The organism is Pseudomonas sp. 8O (assembly GCF_902506495.1).
Classification (GTDB): Bacteria; Pseudomonadota; Gammaproteobacteria; order Pseudomonadales; family Pseudomonadaceae; genus Aquipseudomonas; species Aquipseudomonas chaetocerotis.
The window spans coordinates 591679-610351 of the sequence record NZ_LR733267.1; the positions used below are offsets into that span (position 1 = coordinate 591679).

Annotated in this window: 17 protein-coding genes and 1 pseudogene; 11 read left to right on the top strand and 7 right to left on the bottom strand. The window is 55.9% G+C overall.

The window, feature by feature from the left end:
- Positions 1-108: 108 nt before the first annotated feature.
- On the bottom strand, positions 109-267 hold the full coding sequence (locus tag GV002_RS24415) for a hypothetical protein (protein WP_226945567.1): 159 nt from the start codon (positions 265-267) through the stop codon (positions 109-111).
- Between GV002_RS24415 and GV002_RS24720 the strand changes: the two genes are divergently transcribed.
- The 6 genes from GV002_RS24720 (at position 215) to GV002_RS24080 (ending at position 6443) form a co-directional block, all read left to right on the top strand.
- A complete protein-coding gene (locus GV002_RS24720; RefSeq protein ID WP_372241854.1) occupies positions 215-766 on the top strand; it encodes a LysE family transporter in 552 nt (183 codons plus the stop codon). The two genes, GV002_RS24415 and GV002_RS24720, sit on opposite strands and share 53 nt — an antisense overlap.
- Before the next feature lie 551 nt (positions 767-1317).
- Entirely contained in the window at positions 1318-1746 is a 429-nt protein-coding gene (locus tag GV002_RS24060; protein WP_160020756.1) for an organic hydroperoxide resistance protein, read from the top strand.
- A gap of 51 nt (positions 1747-1797) precedes the next feature.
- The gene (locus GV002_RS24065; RefSeq protein ID WP_160020757.1) at positions 1798-2814 is read left to right on the top strand and encodes an alpha/beta hydrolase; all 1017 of its coding nucleotides are present in this window, start codon (positions 1798-1800) and stop codon (positions 2812-2814) included.
- Between the two features lie 186 nt (positions 2815-3000).
- Positions 3001-3576 carry an antibiotic biosynthesis monooxygenase gene (locus GV002_RS24070; protein ID WP_178094806.1) on the top strand — a complete coding sequence of 192 codons (576 nt, stop codon included), beginning with the start codon at positions 3001-3003 and terminating at the stop codon, positions 3574-3576.
- Between the two features lie 101 nt (positions 3577-3677).
- Positions 3678-5792, top strand: coding sequence for a sensor histidine kinase (locus tag GV002_RS24075; protein ID WP_160020759.1), 2115 nt, complete (start codon positions 3678-3680; stop codon positions 5790-5792).
- Positions 5793-5801: 9 nt separating this feature from the next.
- The gene (locus GV002_RS24080; protein ID WP_160020760.1) at positions 5802-6443 is read left to right on the top strand and encodes a response regulator; all 642 of its coding nucleotides are present in this window, start codon (positions 5802-5804) and stop codon (positions 6441-6443) included.
- A 71-nt stretch (positions 6444-6514) separates the two neighbouring features.
- Here the strand turns inward: GV002_RS24080 and GV002_RS24085 are convergent, their stop codons facing one another.
- A complete protein-coding gene (locus GV002_RS24085) occupies positions 6515-7387 on the bottom strand; it encodes a DMT family transporter (RefSeq protein WP_178094808.1) in 873 nt (290 codons plus the stop codon).
- Between the two features lie 224 nt (positions 7388-7611).
- Here GV002_RS24085 and bkdR point away from each other — a divergent pair, with 224 nt between their 5' ends.
- Entirely contained in the window at positions 7612-8097 is a 486-nt protein-coding gene (gene bkdR, locus GV002_RS24090; protein ID WP_160020762.1) for a Bkd operon transcriptional regulator BkdR, read from the top strand.
- A gap of 398 nt (positions 8098-8495) precedes the next feature.
- Here bkdR and GV002_RS24095 read toward each other — a convergent pair whose 3' ends face one another.
- The 4 genes from GV002_RS24095 to GV002_RS24110 all read right to left on the bottom strand — a co-directional run bounded on the left by GV002_RS24095 (position 8496) and on the right by GV002_RS24110 (position 14636).
- Entirely contained in the window at positions 8496-10118 is a 1623-nt protein-coding gene (locus GV002_RS24095) for an acyl-CoA synthetase (RefSeq protein ID WP_160020763.1), read from the bottom strand.
- Positions 10119-10221: 103 nt separating this feature from the next.
- Positions 10222-11670 (bottom strand): ethanolamine permease, encoded by a 1449-nt coding sequence (gene eat, locus GV002_RS24100; protein ID WP_160020764.1) that lies wholly within the window; start codon positions 11668-11670, stop codon positions 10222-10224.
- A 79-nt stretch (positions 11671-11749) separates the two neighbouring features.
- A complete protein-coding gene (locus GV002_RS24105; protein ID WP_160020765.1) occupies positions 11750-13270 on the bottom strand; it encodes an aldehyde dehydrogenase family protein in 1521 nt (506 codons plus the stop codon).
- A gap of 55 nt (positions 13271-13325) precedes the next feature.
- A complete protein-coding gene (locus GV002_RS24110) occupies positions 13326-14636 on the bottom strand; it encodes an aspartate aminotransferase family protein (protein WP_160020766.1) in 1311 nt (436 codons plus the stop codon).
- Positions 14637-14894: 258 nt separating this feature from the next.
- Here GV002_RS24110 and GV002_RS24115 point away from each other — a divergent pair, with 258 nt between their 5' ends.
- Positions 14895-15908, top strand: a complete 1014-nt coding sequence (locus tag GV002_RS24115) for a phosphotransferase enzyme family protein (RefSeq protein ID WP_160020767.1) — start codon at positions 14895-14897, stop codon at positions 15906-15908.
- A 78-nt stretch (positions 15909-15986) separates the two neighbouring features.
- On the opposite strand, the gene GV002_RS24120 is transcribed toward GV002_RS24115, so the two are convergent.
- A complete protein-coding gene (locus tag GV002_RS24120) occupies positions 15987-17039 on the bottom strand; it encodes an AraC family transcriptional regulator (RefSeq protein ID WP_160020768.1) in 1053 nt (350 codons plus the stop codon).
- On the opposite strand from GV002_RS24120, the gene GV002_RS24125 reads away from it, so the two are divergent.
- From GV002_RS24125 to GV002_RS24420, 3 genes and pseudogenes are all read left to right on the top strand, one after another.
- Complete coding sequence (locus GV002_RS24125; RefSeq protein ID WP_160020769.1) at positions 17038-17226, top strand: hypothetical protein; 189 nt, start codon at positions 17038-17040, stop codon at positions 17224-17226. The genes GV002_RS24120 and GV002_RS24125 overlap by 2 nt on opposite strands.
- A gap of 58 nt (positions 17227-17284) precedes the next feature.
- On the top strand, positions 17285-18196 hold the full coding sequence (gene fabG, locus GV002_RS24130) for a 3-oxoacyl-ACP reductase FabG (RefSeq protein ID WP_256667187.1): 912 nt from the start codon (positions 17285-17287) through the stop codon (positions 18194-18196).
- A 353-nt stretch (positions 18197-18549) separates the two neighbouring features.
- A pseudogene (locus GV002_RS24420) lies at positions 18550-18673 on the top strand (NADPH:quinone oxidoreductase); the annotation flags it as partial.

Below are 18673 nucleotides of genomic sequence, written 5' to 3' on the forward strand. Positions count from 1 at the left end.
CCCACAGCTAAACGCCTTAAATGGCCCTACCCACCAGACCACTTAGCACGTAGTGTACGTGTGCGTACAGATATGAAACCTTCAATATTTTGCCATGCCACTAACAGATTACTTGCTCTTAATAATCATTGCCGCAACCCAAATCAGACCAATCAAATCGCCCACAGTATTCTTAACAAAAAGATCAATCACATGCAGCCCAAGCTTGGAAATATTGATACACACAGGAAGCTTAGCCGCAATCACCACACTTGCAAGCACTGCCATTTTAATAATTCATTCCATTATATCGACATATCCTAACACCCTCACAATATTAAAAATAACCGGCGCCTCATACCTGACATGGTTCAGCATAAGGGAAATCACAGCAAAAACCAGGATCCATAAAAATAACAAACAGACTATCGCCTATGGTCAGTTCACAACCCTCTGGACAAGATCCTTTACCTCAGAGATACGCAACACAAGAACGATTCTATTTTTTTCATCATTACTAACACAATTTATCGACTCACCTGACAACTATCAAATCTCAAACTTGGCGCAGCTAACCTTGACCTTCATTATTGTTCAAGCCCTGGCTTTAACACCTCTCACCCCACCCAGAAGAACCTCAAAGCAACGGACAATAAAAAACACATTAGACTCGCTCAAAAAAATTGCCAGCGCAGCTTTAATTATTTTTTTCTGGAGTAACATTAGTTTTAGCACACACAATTCAACAGCCGGCATCAGCAGCGCAAGCACCCAAACCAGACTCTAGCTCAAAAAAGATAGCCACTAATAACAGCCTTATAACCTTACGACTGAAAACCTCAACGCTGAAGTATTGGCGTATGGCCCACTACTTCGATCAGGTAGGTGAGACTGACGAAACCGGAGCGCACATAGCAAGCTAAGCGCCCTCAATCTGCCAGACTCAAAAAAAGCCACAGCCTAGTACCAAATTCGCAAAATCATCCAAGCCAGAAGGCCTTAGATCCGCAAAACTCTTCGTATGAGCTTGCAAGCACAGCTGAAGGCACGAAATCGAACGCACCCACATATCAAGGCGCCTCCCATGTCGTGGTGGCATCTAACCCAGAGAAGGTTGCCATGAGGACAGTGAAATCAGCTCAATCGAACTTTAACTAATGATATGCAGCGCTACCTACAACAAACCTACATCACCTTACTGCCATCCAAGAATCACAATGCGCACAACCTTTGTTATTCAGACAACTCAGCAATAACAGTCCTTGGTCACAACACCGCTAACACCTTAGCACCCATCTAAAGCGACACCTGACATTAATATATAAATGGAGTCCATCTATGCTTATTGAAACCATCGCCTATCGTGCCTATGCAGAAGCTACCGGCGGACGCGACGGCCGTGCAATATCCTCCGACGGAGTGCTTGACGTCGCCCTGACCACCCCAAAGGAACTCGGAGGTGCTGGCGGCCACGGCACTAACCCGGAACAATTATTCGCAGCAGGATATTCAGCTTGCTTCATTGGTGCCATGAAGTTTGTTGCCAGCCGCGACAAGCTGAACATGCCAGCGGACACGTCAATTGAAGGTGTAGTGGGTATCGGCGCAATACCCAATGGCTTTGGTATCGAAGTCGAGTTACGCATCAGCTTGCCGGGTATGAATCGCGAGAGTGCCCAGAACCTGATAGAGCGCGCGCACATCGTTTGCCCCTATTCCAATGCTACCCGGGGCAATATTGATGTAACTCTAACTTTACTTGTTTAGCCGTCCGCCTCCACCTTCATTGACACATCGCACAACTACGGAGCGCATAAGATGAACATCTGGCATACCTTACCTATGGCCATATTCACCCTGTCCCTTAACGCTGCCGTTGCTGCCGGCAGCCCCGGCGTGGAACGCAATACCCAGGTTTTCCTCGATGCCCTGGCAGCCGGTGGCGGTCAGCCGCTGGAAACCCTCTCGCCGAAAGACGCCCGCGCCGTACTGGTGGGTGCTCAGGCCAGTGTCAAGGTGGACCTGTCCGGCATCGTCGCGGACACCAAGGTGATCCAGGTGAATGGCCAGTCGCTCACCCTCAAGGTGGTGCGCCCCGAAGGTGCTCGCGGCATTCTGCCGGGCTTCATGTTCTTCCACGGCGGTGGCTGGGTGCTGGGCGATTATCCGACCCACGAACGCCTGATCCGTGACTTGGTAGTAGGTTCTGGCGCAGCCGCGATTTACGTCGACTACACGCCGTCGCCGGAAGCCAAGTACCCGACCGCCATCAACCAGGCCTATGCCGCCACGAAGTGGGTCGCCGATAACGGCAGCCAGATCGGTGTCGACGGCTCGCGTCTGGCCGTAGCCGGTAATAGCGTCGGCGGTAACATGGCCGCCGTGGTGGCCATCAAGGCCAAGGAAGCCGGTACGCCGAAACTGCGCGCCCAGGTGTTGCTGTGGCCGGTGACCGACGCCAATTTCAACAACGGTTCCTACAACCAGTTCGCCGAAGGCCACTTCCTGACCCGCGGCATGATGGAATGGTTCTGGGACAACTACACCACCGACCCGAAGCAGCGTAACGAGATCCATGCCTCACCACTGCGTGCCAGCCTGGAACAGCTCAAAGGCCTGCCGCCAGCACTGGTGCAGACCGCCGAAATGGACGTGCTGCGTGACGAAGGCGAAGCCTACGCTCGCCGCCTGAACGCCGCCGGTGTGCCGGTGACTGCCGTACGCTACAACGGCATGATCCACGACTACGGCCTGCTCAATGTGGTGTCCGAAGTCCCGGCAGTGCAGTCGGCTTTGCAACAGGCAGGAAGCCTATTGCGTGCTCATCTGGATTGATCAGAGCACTTTCATACCAAAGCAATAAAGTCCGCGACGCACTGAAGACGAACGGTCCAACCTTGGCTCCAGTCGCAGCGCCTATCTGAACCCATGACGGCCGATCGGCCCTCAATTCGACCAGTGGCGCGCATCGGTGCGCGTCGCTGGGTCGGCAAGACTAACGCTTCGAATAGAGTCTCTAGGATGAGCAAAGCGCAGCCTGAAACAGTAACGCTTGTTGTACGTCACCAAGTTCGCACATGCCGTGTTCCACGCTACGAGTCCTGGTTGCGCAGAATCATCGCAACAGCAAGCCAATGCCCCGGGCACCTGGGTGTAGATGTGGTCCGTAGCCATCAGGCCAAAATATCGCTGTTTACATGCGTGCTGCGCTTCGCCCATCTGGAGCAATTGAAGAACTGGGTAAATTCGGAACAGCGGCGCCTATTGATCGCCGAAGTCGAACCGTTGCTGTATGCCAGCGATCAGATAGAAATAAACCAGAATAAAGAATTCTGGTTCGCTCCAGAGACCGCAGACGCACCGCCGCCAAGATGGAAACAGGCCTGCGTCACCTTTCTCGTGATCCTCCCACTGAGCCTATTCCTACCACTACTCTGGCAGCCCATATTTCAATTCGCTCCTTGGCTAGGAGGCTATCTGGCTAGCAACGTGCTGATCACACTGAGTATCGTCCTGCTAGTGGTATATCGACTCATGCCAATGGCTACGCGGTTATTCGCTGGCTGGCTTGGCAATACTGACTCTTCAACTGATTGACCTGCCTAATAGCTGATCATTTAATAAATCTGTTGTCCTGCCTGACCCTCTAACTCGGCTATACAACTAGCAACCAACACCTGATTGAGTGCAGTATCAGATTGAAAGCTTCTAAGCTATTGATGTCCTATCTCATTATCACACACGTGACCATGTGGACGTTGTACTGCCTAGCCTACAGTACATCAAGCCTAGCGGATGAAAACGACCTTGCGCAAATAGAACACAGCCGCTGGACTCTCAATAACAACATAACCAGGCAGATCAGCGCTTTAACCAAAACACGCGACGGGTACCTGTGGTTAGCAACTCAAGACGGACTCTATCGCTTCGATGGCTTGGACTTTAAGAACTACCGTATGCCAGACAGTCATGAACTGAGCGTAATCTCTAGCATGCTGGCGAGCGACTTCGGTCTCTGGGTAGGACTTCGGAACGGGGTTATTCATCTGATAACATCCATGGACGAAGAACCAAGCAGCATCGACCTTGGTCGAGGCCCTATCAACGCCTTGGCCCAAACGCCTGACGGCAGCGTGTGGGCCGCTGCCAATCACGGTCTGATGCGATTTGATGGGAAACGTTGGCAGCAACAGGGTAGTGCGGAAGGCTTCCTGGGCAAAAGCGCCTACAGTGTATTCGTCGACAGCGTTGACCGCCTTTGGGTCGCCGATGAGCAGCGTCTCTACGTCCTCACCCCTGGCGAAAGCAGGATGGAGGATACAGGCGTCCGCAGCCAATATATACGCCAGATGGCGCAGGCAAGTGACGGCGCACTATGGCTGATTGAGCGTGGAAGCAAGAGCCTGCTGAAGATCAAGACCGGCCAGCCAGAACTGCAGACTACTCATGTAGCCATCAGCGAAGAAGCGACCACTATATTGTTCGACCAGCATGGCTGCCTATGGTTAAGTACTGCTGGCGGCGGTTTATTTCATGTGACAAAACCCAACGAATTCAGCCCTGAAGGTTTTAACCATCTGGAAAAAATTTCTTCGCTTGACGGGCTTAGTTCCGAATTTTCAGGACCGTTACTTGAAGACGACGCGGGCAGCATATGGGTTGGCACGCAGACAGGACTCGACCGACTGCGCTCCACGTTCACATTGAAGACGCCTACACCACCAAAGGTATATATCGAATCACTTGATGTGGACGGCAGGAAGATACCTCCAGAGCAAAAGCTAAAGCTTCCAGAAAACATTCAAGCCCTTACTATTCAATTCAGTGCATTGAATCTATTAGCCTCCGAAGACTCCCGGATCTCTTATACCCTAGAAGGTCATGATCATCAGTGGCATGCGGCAGAGGGAGCACGCAAAGTAACCTATAATAATCTCTCTGAAGGTGAGTACCTATTCAAAGTCCGCATCCATAATCCAAATAGCTCGACCAGGGAGTGGGTGTCTGAGTTAGGCTTTACTATTGCTGCAAAATTTTACCACCATCCATTATTCATCCTATTCGTAGGGTGCCTTGTGATTATCGCGCTCCGCCTGATCTATCGCATGAATTTACAACTGACCGCAGATCGGTTACGCGCACGCCTGGAAGAACGTCACCTTGAGCGTGAGCGTATTGCCCGTGACCTTCACGACACGTTGCTCCAAGGTGTACAAGGTTTGATGCTGCATGTGCAGGCCGCAGTGGACAGCCTACCCGCAGAGCTAACAGCCAAGGCAAAGCTGGACTCTGCAATGGACCGTATCGACCAAGTCATTAGCGAAGGTCGCGACAGAGTCAGTAACTTACGCACTCCACTCTACTCTTGCGAGGATTTACCCCAGGCACTGAAAGATTTAGAACACGTCTTGAGCCACAACGGGATTTCCTACAATGTTCTAGTCAACGGCTCCCCACGCAATCTGCATCCAGTTGCGTATGACGAAATATATCAAATAGCGCGCGAGGCTATCAGAAACGCCTTTCAACACGCCCACGCGCACTCAATCCAGGTAGAGTTAGAGTATGTTGAGCGAGCATTCAGACTGAGTGTAATTGACGATGGACGAGGCATTCTCATCGAGAAAATGCAAGCTGCCTTCCCCAACGATCGATGGGGACTGATTGGCATGTACGAACGCGCATCAAAAATTGGTGGCACACTTATCATTCGCAGCACTCCAAACGAAGGAAGCGAAGTCAAATTTACGCTCCCAGCAAAACTGGCTTACCCTCGCAAGAGAAATTCAAGACTCACTCGTTACCACGAATAGATAACACTGATGACATCTTTACACCCCGTTCGCGTTCTAGCCGTAGACGACCATCCACTATTACGAGAGGGCATCGCTGCATTAATATCAAATCATAGTGACATCCAACTGGCGGCCGAAGCCAAAGATGGAGTGGAAGCTATAGAGTGTTACCGCCGACTACGTCCCGATGTCGTCCTGATGGATCTACAGATGCCGCGAATGAATGGTATCGAGAGCATTCAAGCCATACGCAGCGAATATCCAGAAGCACGCATCGCAGTTCTCACCACGTACAGCGGCGACGCCAGGACCTTAATTGCAATTAAATCTGGCGCGCAGGGCTACATATTAAAAAACGGGCTTCGAAAAGAATTAGTAGAGGCAATCCGTCATTTAGCGGCAGGCAAACGCTACATGCCTGCAGAGATAGCCGGCCAACTGATCGAGTACATCGATCAAGAATGTTTAACGAATCGAGAGATAGCCATATTACAAGCCACTGCCCTTGGCTATTCAAACCGCGAAATATCTTCACGGCTACACATCACCGAAGAGACGGTTAAAGGACACATAAAATTAATCATGCGCAAACTAGGCGCTAGAAACCGCACGCATGCAGTGGCCATTGGTATAAAACGCGGAATCATTGATGCCTTAACAGCACTCTAGCACTGACATTCAGGAATTCTTTTGTATCAGTAAGGGCAAAGTGTGATCTTGCCGCTCGATTTGCAGTGTGTTCACGATGTTCCGCTGGCTCGTGTTTTCAAAACGGCAAGGAGAATACCTGCAGAGATCGCAAGCACCCCTGCAATGAGACTGGTGCTCAAGGTCTCTCCAAACCAGAGTACTGAGCTAATCAAACCCACCAGCGGCACGCCCAACATGGCCAGTGACATGCTGGTAGCCGGTAGCCACATGCTCGCGGCGTTGACTGCGCAGAAGCAGAAAGCAGTAGCCAGCGGGCCGACGAACAAAACGATCTGCCAAAACGTCATTGAGCCATCGCCTGTGAATGGTCCTTCGACGATTCGTGCGAGCACTAGCAGAGGAATCGTGGCAACGAGCATCTGCCAAGGGGCAAGCTCATAAGCCGTAGCGCGTACTTTGGCGTAACGCAGGTGCAGGATACACAGCGCCCAGCAGGCTGATGCAATCAGCAACATCAAGTTGGCACGCACCAGGCTCGCATTGTTCCAGTCAAGCGCCAGTGGATTGAACAAGACACCTACACCGAACATGCCAAGGCCAGCACCAAGGAGCTGACGAGGAGCAAGACGCTCACGAAAGACAAGCACAGCCAATGGTGTCACCCACAGCGGAGTCGTGTAGGCGAGCACAGCCGAGCGCCCCGCTGGGAGGTCCGTCATGGCTAACGCGCCGAGCAGCGTGAAGGCAAGCATTTGTAACAGACCGACACTAAGCAAGAGTGGCAAATCGCGCCGACGGGGTCGGTACAGAGTGCCGGTCGCCAACTGCAGAAGGAACAGGCACAAGGCGCCAAGCGCGAAGCGGCTGGCAGAGAACCAAACGGGTGTGACGTGACCCAGTCCCGCCTTCATGACCGGCCAGTTGATGCCCCATACCAGGATCGCCAAGAGCAGCAGCACCATACCCTTGACTCGAGGCGTCAGCAAAGTGTGAGCGGGTACTGGAGCGTTTCGCGCCTTGGTACTCAGGTGTTGCGGGCAGGTCGTCACGGCGGCCTCCTGAAGCAATTAGTGGATGCAGAACAGCCTAATGCGCCCAAGGCGGAGGAACTTTCCTAATTGACTTGCAATAAACCAAAAATCCAGTCAAATATTCTTTAAAAATTTGATTAAGGAGAATAAATTTCATGCGAAAGCTGGATCGGACTGACATCGGGATTCTCAATCGTCTGCAGGAGAATGCGCGCATAACCAATGCCGAACTGGCGCGGGCGGTCAACCTTTCGTCTACCCCCTGCTTCAATCGGGTCAAGGCTATGGAGGAACTGGGACTGATTCGTCAGCAGGTCACGCTACTGGCCCCGGAGCTGCTGGGACTGCATGTCAACGTGTTCATCCATGTCAGCTTGGAGAAACAGGTGGTCGATGCGCTGGCGCGTTTTGAAAGCGCGATTGCCGAGCGGCCGGAGGTGATGGAATGCTATTTGATGACAGGGGACGCCGATTACTTGCTACGCGTGCTAGTGCCTGACATTCAGTCATTGGAACGCTTCATCCTTAATCATCTGACCAAAATTCCCGGCGTCGCGAACATTCGCTCGAGCTTTGCGCTGAAGCAGGTACGTTACAAGACGGCACTTCCATTACCACCGAATGGGTTGATGGTTGGATGAAGCGGACCTGTGGGCGTGCTCGTTCATCCTGTGTATATCGGTTGGTATCTTGCCGCGGCCAGGACGATGTGGGCTTTTGCCAATATTTGCGGCGAAAGGCGCAGGACAACGCCGAGTGGCCTTCGTAATCCCTGCGCAACGAAGTAGCTCGTGAACAGCAAGAACACAAACATCCGGGCCCGAAACGCTGACAGGTGACCAAAAACAATACCGGAGCATGTGAGCGAAACGCTTCCGGGGGCGCCTGAGTGATTAGCAGCCACTCAGACTCATGAGGCGAATGCCTCGCTCGTCTTGATCACGCCCATACCCACAGCTTTCAACAGGGCTCGCTGTACGCAGGGTTGTACCAAGCCCCCCAGCGTACGTACGACAAGCGCCCATGGCCGCGTTTTTTGTCAGAGCGCCCTGGCCCAGTCGCGCAGCAAGTACTTCTGTATTTTGCCCGTCGAGGTCTTCGGTAGCTCACGGAACACCACGGTTTTAGGCAATTTGTAACTGGCCAGCTGCTCGCGACAAAATCCAACGATGTCCTCCTCTCGAGTGGCCCTATACCCCTCTTTAAGGGTGATGAACGCACAAGGTACTTCCCCCCATTTCTCGTCCGGTCGGGCTACTACGGCAGCTTCCAGCACTGCCGGATGGCGATAGAGGACGCCCTCGATCTCGATGGTGGATATATTTTCGCCGCCGGAAATGATGATGTCCTTCAGTCGGTCCTTGATTTCGATGTAGCCGTCCGGGTGTCGTACAGCCAAGTCGCCGGTGTGAAACCAACCTCCAGCAAAAGCTTCGCGGGTCGCATCAGGATTTTTCAGATAGCCCTTCATCACTGTGTTGCCGCGCATGAAGATTTCGCCAAGGGTAATCCCGTCGTTCGGCACAGGTTGCAAGGTTTGCGGATCAGCCACCATCAGCCCCTCCAGTGTCGGATAACGCACCCCTTGACGTGATTTGATCCTGGCACGCTCGTCGAGCGGTTTCTCATCCCATTCACCATGCCACGCGCACACCGTCACCGGCCCATAGACTTCGGTAAGCCCGTACACATGGGTGACCTTGATGCCCATCTCCTCAACCGCGCCAATGACCTTCGCCGGCGGTGCTGCTCCGGCCACCATGGCATCGACCGGATGCTCGATGAGCGCCTTGTCTGTATCCGGCAAATTGACCAGCGCATTGAGTACGATTGGCGCGCCGCACAGGTGGCTGACACGGTGCTCGCGAATCAGGCTAAGCACCTTCTGCGGCTCGACCCGGCGCAGGAAAACGTGGGTACCCGCCAGCGCGGTGACGGTCCAGGGATAGCACCAGCCATTGCAGTGGAACATCGGCAACGTCCACAGGTACACCGGATGGTTACCCATCGCCCAGGTCATCTGGTTGCCCAACGCGTTGAGGTAGGCGCCACGGTGGTGATAGACCACGCCTTTGGGGTTGCCGGTGGTGCCGGAGGTGTAGTTGAGTGAGATGGCCTGCCATTCGTCCTCCGGCCACAGCCAGGCGAATTGCGGGTCGCCCTCCGCCAGCAACGCTTCGTAGTCCAGGTCGCTGACCGCCTGGCCTTCGCCGTATTCGGGGTCGTCGACATCGACCACCAATGGCGGATGCGCCAGCAAACTCAGGGCCTCACGGATCACGGTGTGGAACTCGCGGTCAGTGATCAACACCTTCGCCTCGCCGTGTTCAAGCATGAAGGCAATCGCTGGCGCATCGAGGCGTACATTCAGCGTGTTGAGCACCGCGCCAATCATCGGCACGCCGAAGTGCACTTCGAGCATCGCCGGGATGTTGGGCAGCATCACCGCAACCGTATCGCCCTTACCGATACCCCGGCGGCTGAGCGCACTGGCAAGACGCCGGCAACGCTCGTAGGTGTCTTGCCAGTTACGTCGGACAGCGCCGTGGATGACCGCAGGATATTGTCCGTAAACAGCCGCGGTGCGCTCGATGAAGCTCAGCGGTGAGAGCGCTACGTGGTTAACCGCCAAGGGCGTCAGGCCAGTTTCGAAAATCGACATGAGGTTTTCCTGTAGAAAGGCCACCCGCCAGGTCGCCGCGCAGGTAGCCTTCAGTGGCTGATTGTTAGCTCTGATTCAGGTGTTGAAAGGCCTCGCCTTGCGGCTAATGAGGCGTTTCTTCGGCTTTCTGGATAGCCGCGAACTCTTCCTCTGGCGTGCCAGACACCAGGTGGTGACGGCTGTACAGCGCAAAGTAGGCAATGAAGAGCCCGTAGATTGCCGCAGTACCCATCATCACTTTCGGATCGACCAGAAAGCCGGCGACCAGGGCGATCGCCGCCAGGATCAAGGCGAATGACGACGTGACGATGCCGCCTGGCGTGCGATACGGACGCTGCATGTCCGGGCGACGGATACGCAGGGAGATATGCGCCGCCATCATCAGCACGTAGGACAACGTCGCGCCGAAGACCACGACCAGGATCAGCAGGTCACCCTGCCCCGTCAGCGATAGACCGAAGCCGATGACACCCGGTACCACCAGCGCGTGAACCGGCGCCTTGTTGCGATTGGTGACCGACAGCTTGCGTGGCAGGTAGCCCGCTCGTGACAGGGCAAAGATCTGCCGCGAGTAGGCATAAATCACCGAGAAGAAACTGGCGATCAGTCCGGCCAGGCCAACCAGGTTGACGAACTGGCTCATCCAGGTCGACCCCCCATACACTGCCTCCAGGGCCGCCACCAGCGGATTACCGGAATCCATCAGCGCCTGGGCACCGGCCGCTCCCGGGCCAACAAACAGAATCAACGCAGCGAAGATCAGCAGCACCAGCATCGAGCCGATCAAGCCACGTGGCAGGTCGCGTGTAGGGTTCTTGGTTTCCTCTGCGGCTAAAGCGACACCTTCCACGGCCAGGAATAGCCACATCGCGTAAGGAATCGCAGCCCAGATGCCGACATAGCCAAATGGCAGGAAGCTGCTGGCGCCCTTGGCTTCGCTCGCCGGGATATCGAACAGGTTGGCGACCTCGACGTGCGGAACCATAGCCACGATGAACAGGCCAAGTGCGATAGCCGCCACTGCCGTAATGACGAACATCACCTTCAGGGCCTCTCCCGCACCGAGCACATGGATACCGATGAACACCGTGTAGAACGCCAGGTAGATCGGCCAGCCACCAACGCCGAACAGTGACTCACAGTAGGCGCCTATGAAAACCGCGATAGCGGCCGGCGCTATGGCGTACTCCATAAGGATCGCAGCGCCGGCGAAAAAGCCGCCCCAGGGCCCGAAAGCCGTGCGGACGAAGCCGTAACCGCCACCTGCGGTGGGAATCATCGAAGACAACTCGGCCATGGAGAAGCACATGCACAGGTACATGGCAGCCATCAGCAAGGTGGCGAGGAACATGCCGCCCCACCCACCTTGGGCCAGGCCGAAGTTCCAGCCGGCAAAATCACCCGATATCACGTAGGCAACACCCAGGCCGATAAGCAGCACCCATCCCGCTGCACCCTGTTTCAACTGTCGACTCTGGAAATATTGCGCATCGACATTTTCAGTTTCGACACCGTGCGCGAGGCTGATTGTTTGTTCTTGTTGAATGGACATAAGTTGGGTCCTCTTCATGACGGCCGCCATGCACCTGCAAGGCGGCGTGAGGCAAATTGGGGAGTGGCTATGGCAGTACTCAGAAGAACCCCAACGGGTTGATGTCGTAGCTGATCAGCAAGTTCTTGGTCTGCTGGTAGTGATCGAGCATCATCTTGTGGGTCTCGCGCCCTACCCCGGACTTCTTGTAGCCGCCAAATGCGGCATGTGCCGGGTACAGGTGGTAGCAGTTGGTCCATACGCGGCCAGCCTTGATGCCGCGACCCATTCGGTAGGCACGGTTGATATCTCGGGTCCACACCCCGGCGCCCAGGCCGAACTCGGTGTCATTGGCGATGGCCAGAGCCTCGGCCTCATCCTTGAAGGTGGTGACGCTCACTACCGGGCCGAAGATCTCCTCCTGGAACACGCGCATCTTGTTGTGGCCCTTGAGCAGGGTCGGCTGGATGTAGTAACCGGTGGCCAAGGAGCCTTCGAGCTTCTCCACCTTGCCACCGCTCAGCAGCTCAGCGCCCTCCTCCTGGGCAATGTCCATGTACGAGAGGATCTTCTCGAACTGCTGCTGAGAGGCCTGGGCGCCGACCATGGTCTCGGTGTCCAGCGGGTCGCCGCGCTTGATCTGCTGCACCTTTTTCAGCACAACTTCCATGAACTGCGGGTAGATCGACTCCTGCACCAGTGCGCGCGACGGGCTGGTGCACACCTCGCCCTGGTTGAAGAACGCCAGCACCAAGCCTTCGGCGGCCTTTTCGATAAAGGCAGGCTCGGCGTTCATGATGTCTTCGAAGAAGATGTTCGGGCTCTTGCCGCCTAGCTCCACAGTCGAGGGGATGATGTTCTCGGCGGCGCACTTGAGAATGTGTGAACCCACCGGGGTCGAACCGGTGAAGGCGATCTTGGCGATACGCTTGCTGGTGGCCAGGGCCTCACCGGCTTCGCGGCCATAGCCTTGCACCACATTGAGCACGCCCGGCGGCAGCAGGTCGCCGATCAGCTCCATCAGCACGGTAATCGACAACGGCGTCTGCTCGGCAGGCTTCAAGATCACGCAGTTACCTGCGGCCAGGGCGGGAGCGAGTTTCCAGGCGGCCATCAACAACGGAAAGTTCCACGGAATGATCTGCCCGACCACGCCAAGGGGCTCGTGAAAGTGATAGGCCGCGGTGTGTTCATCGATTTCGGCGACGCTGCCTTCCTGGGCGCGGATGCACCCGGCGTAGTAGCGAAAGTGGTCGGCGGCCAGGGGCACGTCGGCATTCAAGGTTTCGCGTACGGCCTTGCCGTTATCCCAGGTCTCAGCCACGGCCAGCAGTTCGAGGTTGGCCTCGATGCGGTCGGCGATTTTCAGCAGGATGTGCGAACGCTCCTGGACCGAGGTCTTGCCCCAGGCATCGGCGGCGGCATGGGCGGCGTCCAGGGCCAACCCGATATCGTCACTGCCCGAGCGTGGGAATTCACCAATCAACGAGCCATCGACCGGGCTGGTATTGCTGAAATACAGACCTTTGACCGGGGCCACGAACGCTCCACCGATATAGTTGCCATATTGCGGCTTGAGCTTGATCACCGCATCGGGTGTTCCGGGTTTCGCGTAGATCATGGTGTTCTCCGTGACATTGTTGTTGTGATTGTCGGGCGCAGTACCACCGCGCCGGTCAAAGTCGCTCGAGCACGCGCTCCAGGCTGTTCAGGAAGATCTCTGCATGCTCACGCTGGAATACCAGCGGTGGGCGAATCTTGAGAGTATTGGCATGTGGGCCAGCAGCGCCGATCAGCACGTGCTCCTCTCGCAGGCCATTGACCACTTGTGCAGCAGTCGCTACATCGGGCGCACCTTCCGGGGTGGTGAAGTCGACGCCCAGGTACAGCCCCATGCCGCGCACATCACCGATGACCGGGTGGCGAGCAGCCAGGTGCTTGAGACCATCGAGCATGAACGTGCCGGACTCGTGGGCATTGGCAATGAGGTTTTCCCGCTCGATCACCTCCAGTACCGCCAAGCCGACAGCGGACGAAACCGGATTGCCTGCAAAGGTGTTGAAATAACCGGACTCGTTGGCGAAACGCTCCAATATCTGCGGCTTGACCGTGATGCCGGCGGCTGGGTGGCCATTACCCATCGGCTTGCCCAGGGTGACGATATCCGGTACCAGACCATGGCACTGGAAGCCCCACATATGACGTCCCGAACGCCCATAGCCCGGCTGGACTTCATCGGCGATGTACAGGCCGCCGGCCTCTCGAACGGCCTCGACGGCTTCGCGCAAGAAACCGGACGGTTCGAAGAAGGCACCATCGCTGGTGAAGAACGAGTCCAGCAGCAGTGCCGCCGGCTTGATACCGTGACTGCGCATATCAGCCAGCGCAGCACGCACATCGGCAGCGAAACGTCGGCCGACTTCATCGGGGTTTTCCGGGCTATGTATCGGCGCCGCAACCGTGCGCACACAAGGGCTCGCCGCGATCTGCGAAAACTGCGAAGAGGACAACTCGGCAATGCTGGCGGTAAGCCCGTGATAGGCGTAGCGGGTCACGATCACACCCGTGCCGCCGGTATATCCACGGGCGATACGCACGGCCAGGTCGTTGGCCTCGCTGCCCGTGCAGGTGAACGTTGCCTGGCTCAACTCGGCGGGCATGGTGCCCAGCAGTTTCTCCGCGAAATCCAGGATGTTGTCGTCCAGGTAACGAGTGTGCGTATTGAGTAGGCGCGCCTGACGACACAGCGCCTCGACAACATGCGGATGGCAATGTCCGACCGAGGGTACGTTGTTGTAGACGTCCAGGTAGCGCTGCCCATCGACATCGTGGACCCAGACACCTTCACCACGCACCAGGTGCAGCGGGTTCTGATAGAACAATTGATAGCCAGGGCCTAGCAAACGCCGCCGACGCTCGATCATCTCGCGGGTACGCGGCGAGAGTGAGTTACTGCTTTCCTGCGAAAAAGCGTTGGTTTTCAACATGGTGAACGGCCTCACTAGACGTGCAAAGAAGTACCGGAAGCGGCATCCAGGTATCAGATGCGTGATGAAAATAGTGCCGCTGGTTTCTTCTCGTGACTTGACCTTGGCAGATTCGTTATCTGCGCTGCGGTCAACTTCTCGCCTTGGATCTAGTAATTGTCCTCTGCAGTCAGATTCACCCCTCCCAGGGTCAAGCACACCCGCGACAGTCTCTCCATCCTGATGCTGACTTTCCTCAGAACACGCTGGAGCTGGCACATGAGCACTGCAAAAGAAGAAGAGATCGGCCTTCAGACCCTGCAAGATGTGGCGATTCGCACGCTCGCGCTTTGCTACCCACCCCATGTGCAAGGGCAAGTAACACTGCTGTGTCACTCAGAGAACGCTACGTATCGTATCGACACACCGAGCGGGCATCGTTATGCCCTGCGCGTGCACAAGCATGGCTATCACCAGCGGTCCGATATCGAGAGCGAACTGGACTGGCTAAGCGCTCTGCAGGCATCAGGCATTCGAGTTCCGCGGCCCATCATTGGCCTGGATGGGCACTATGTGCAGAGTGCTGAGACAGGTGTTGGCAAGGAACTCAATCTGGTGCTGTTCAACTGGGTCAACGGGGCCGAGCCCACTGCAGATGTCGACGTCAGTGCCTTCATGCGGCTGGGCGCCATTACCGCAAAGTTGCATCAGCACAGCCAGCAATGGCAGCGTCCTGCCGACTTTCGCCGGATTGTCTGGAATCACCAAAGCATGGTCGGCCCCGAGGGGCACTGGGGCAACTGGCGAGATGCGGTCAATCTGGACAGCAGCGCGTTTGGTTTGATCGAGGAGGTGTTACAGCGCGTGGAGAGCGAGCTGGCGAGCTACGGTCAGGACGCCAAGCGTTACGGTTTGATTCATGCCGATCTGCGCTTGGCCAATCTGCTGGTCGATCATGAACACACGCACGTTATCGACTTCGATGACTGCGGTTTTGGCTGGTACATGCATGACCTGGCTTCAGCCCTGAGCTTCTACGAGCATCATGATCGATTGAATGACTGGATCGAACATTGGCTGGCCGGTTATGCGGCGGTTAATCGTTTGACGACGTACGACATTGCCATGATCCCGACCTTCATCATCCAGCGGCGCATCCAGCTTCTGGCCTGGACCGGAACCCATGCTGACACCCAGCAAGTACGCAACCTGGGTGCGAACTGGGCAAAACAAAGCGTTGATCTATGCCGGCGATATTTGAACGATGGGTTCGCCCAGGTCGCACTACGATGATGCGCCATGAACGAAATTCGGACACGTTCAAGAAATAGCGCTTTGGCGGCGGCATCGGGTCCTGAGATGCCGACCGAATTACGCGTCAGACTTGCGCCACTGTTTCGGACTCGCCCCGTGCCAACGCCGGAAAGCGCGCGAAAAAGCACTGGTCTCTGAATAACCAAGCAGAAGTGCGAGCTCGGAGATGGGTAAGCTCGTCCGGGTCAGGTAATACTGGGCCAGTTCCTGGCGCACCTTTTCGACCAGAGCGGAAAAGGTCAACCCTTTCTCGCCAAGCCGTCGCTGCAAGCTCCAACTTGTAATGTTCAGCAGGTCCGCCACTTGCTCGAGGCTAGGTTCACCCTCGGCCAGCTGAATTCGGATCTGCGCCTGCACATCGTTGATGATGCCATGCCCCCCCTGCTGTTCGCCCCATTGGCGCGCCAACAGTTCCATGCTTTCCATGACGATGGCCAGCAGGCGACCATCCCGGTCGGGCATGGCTTTCTCCAGCGCACTCTTCCTGAACATCAGCGAATTGCAAGGCTGGCCAAAGAAGACGGGAGCATCGAAGGCCTTACAGTGCTCGTGCCAGGCCTCCGGCTGAGGATGCTCGAAATGAACCCGCTCAGGGGCCCATTTCTGGCCGAGGGCGTGACGCATCAGGTTGGTGAACATGCCCATGGACAATTCAGCGTCCTGACGCTTGCGAAAGATCGCACCGTACTGGACCTGGTAATCGAGCCGGCACCATTCGCCCTCCACCTCAAGCCGCAGCAGACTGCCTTGCTGATGGACAGGAAACACCTTCACCACGTTACGCAGTGCGTCTCCCAGGGTTTCCGAACAGATGCCAACATAGCCGAGCATACCCAGGCTGTCGGGCTTGAACTGATTACCGTAGCGCAAACCAAAATTGTCATCCTGGGTCTGGCGAGCGGCCTCTTCGAAAACGGCGCAATACTGCTTGAGATCAAGGCTCAAAGTTGGATGCTGCAAGTGTTCCGGGTCGAACCCCGCATGACCGAAGATTCGGTCTGCATCGCCACCTTTCTGCTGGATGAATTCAGCCAAGCCCGTTGCAGCCGAACTGAGGACTCCAATGGATTGAAGCTGATCGGCGAGTCGTCGCGTAGTGGCAAGTTGCATGGCAACCTCTCAGACAAGTGCTGATGGGACCGTTAAAGTCGGTTTTGACAAGCAAAACATCCATGCAAGCTTCATGCTGCTTTTTGACACTCATCCTGAAGGTGAATGCCATCCAGCTTATCAACATTCGATACAACCTGAATTTTCAGCGACCGCCGGTCTCTTTCTATCGGTTTTCCTCGAATGAGTGACAAGTTCAAGAAGGCCAAGTGGAGCGGCCAACGCTGATACTTGAAGGCCAGTCGATGACTGAACTGCAAAGCATAGACCCTGTTTTTTCCTGGGTTTTGATCGCTGAGCACAAAAATGTGCCAAGCGGTCAAGCGGATATCCACGGTTTGACTGACGATGCCAGTCAACCCAATTGGACAGGAGCTGTGCAGATGTTCTCGTCATTAAGTGGCAAGAGTGTCCTGGTCACCGGTGCCAGCAGTGGCATAGGCCTTGGCATTGCCAGGCAGTTTGCGCTTCAGGGCGCGCGCGTGTTGATCACCGCCCGCAGCGCTGAAAAGGTCGAAGCCGTCGCAGCCGGTATGCGCGCTGATGGGCTGCACGTACAAGGGGTGGCCGCCGATGTGGCTGACTCCGCTTCCGTCAAGGCATTGATGCGTACTCTGGATGAGATGCACGGCGGGCTCGACGTGCTGTGCTGCAATGCTGGCATCTTCCCCATCTCGACCCTGGAAAACCTGGGCGAAGCCGATTGGGATCGGGTGCTGGCAACCAATGCCAAGGGCACATTCCTGTGCGTGCAAGCCGCCCTTCCCCTCCTGCGACGGGCCGAATACGGTCGAGTGATCCTCACCTCATCGATTACGGGCCCCGTCACCGGTTCACCCGGTTGGGTTCATTACGGCGCGAGCAAGGCAGCGCAGTTGGGTTTCATGCGCACTGCGGCGATCGAATTGGCCAAGGACGGCATCACCGTCAATGCGGTACTCCCCGGCAACATCATCACCGAAGGCTTCCTGGATGTGGATGCCGAGTACCAGGCCGGCGTAGCCGCTTCGATTCCGGCCAAGCGCCTGGGCACTCCCGAAGACGTTGCCAGCGCTGTCATGTTCTTTGCCAGCCGCGAAGCCGGCTACATCACGGGGCAAAGCCTGATTATCGATGGTGGCCAGGTCCTGCCGGAATCACTTCAAGCTATCGAGTAAGTAACCAGCCTGAATAAGGAATATGCCCGTGAACACCATAGTCACTGATGCTCCGCAGGCGACACGACATCTGCCGACGTGCAAGGCCTGAAGAACTCCGTAAGTGTGTTCCTGAAGTCTCGCCAGTACGCTCAGCCTTGCCGCACGTCTGCGCATCTGAACTTATCACAACACCCTGATTCCAGAACCATCGTTTGGTCCAAGGCAAATGACTGCCGCTGGCAATACTCTTTTCTACCCGGCGGCCAGAGGAACAAGCAAGAGCGCTGCCTGCGACCTCTTTGTGAATCGCATGCTGAAAGAAACATGCTCGGCTTGAGCACTCTCAAGCCTCATAGATACGAGGATTTACAATGAAAGCGCAAGTACTCAAATCCTTTGGCGGCCCGAACGCGTTCGAACTGAGCGAAGTGGCCAAACCCGCACCGCAGGCAGGACAAGTACTGGTGCGGGTTCACGCAACCTCCATCAACCCGC

Coding starts and splice junctions, on each gene's coding strand:
- GV002_RS24415 (WP_226945567.1), bottom strand. CDS start 267: ATGGCAGTGCTTGCAAGTGTGGTGATTGCGGCTAAGCTTCCTGTGTGT.
- GV002_RS24060 (WP_160020756.1), top strand. CDS start 1,318: ATGCTTATTGAAACCATCGCCTATCGTGCCTATGCAGAAGCTACCGGC.
- GV002_RS24065 (WP_160020757.1), top strand. CDS start 1,798: ATGAACATCTGGCATACCTTACCTATGGCCATATTCACCCTGTCCCTT.
- GV002_RS24070 (WP_178094806.1), top strand. CDS start 3,001: ATGAGCAAAGCGCAGCCTGAAACAGTAACGCTTGTTGTACGTCACCAA.
- GV002_RS24080 (WP_160020760.1), top strand. CDS start 5,802: ATGACATCTTTACACCCCGTTCGCGTTCTAGCCGTAGACGACCATCCA.
- GV002_RS24085 (WP_178094808.1), bottom strand. CDS start 7,387: ATGGTGCTGCTGCTCTTGGCGATCCTGGTATGGGGCATCAACTGGCCG.
- bkdR (WP_160020762.1), top strand. CDS start 7,612: ATGCGAAAGCTGGATCGGACTGACATCGGGATTCTCAATCGTCTGCAG.
- GV002_RS24095 (WP_160020763.1), bottom strand. CDS start 10,118: ATGTCGATTTTCGAAACTGGCCTGACGCCCTTGGCGGTTAACCACGTA.
- eat (WP_160020764.1), bottom strand. CDS start 11,670: ATGTCCATTCAACAAGAACAAACAATCAGCCTCGCGCACGGTGTCGAA.
- GV002_RS24105 (WP_160020765.1), bottom strand. CDS start 13,270: ATGATCTACGCGAAACCCGGAACACCCGATGCGGTGATCAAGCTCAAG.
- GV002_RS24110 (WP_160020766.1), bottom strand. CDS start 14,636: ATGTTGAAAACCAACGCTTTTTCGCAGGAAAGCAGTAACTCACTCTCG.
- GV002_RS24115 (WP_160020767.1), top strand. CDS start 14,895: ATGAGCACTGCAAAAGAAGAAGAGATCGGCCTTCAGACCCTGCAAGAT.
- GV002_RS24125 (WP_160020769.1), top strand. CDS start 17,038: ATGGCAACCTCTCAGACAAGTGCTGATGGGACCGTTAAAGTCGGTTTT.
- GV002_RS24120 (WP_160020768.1), bottom strand. CDS start 17,039: ATGCAACTTGCCACTACGCGACGACTCGCCGATCAGCTTCAATCCATT.
- fabG (WP_256667187.1), top strand. CDS start 17,285: ATGACTGAACTGCAAAGCATAGACCCTGTTTTTTCCTGGGTTTTGATC.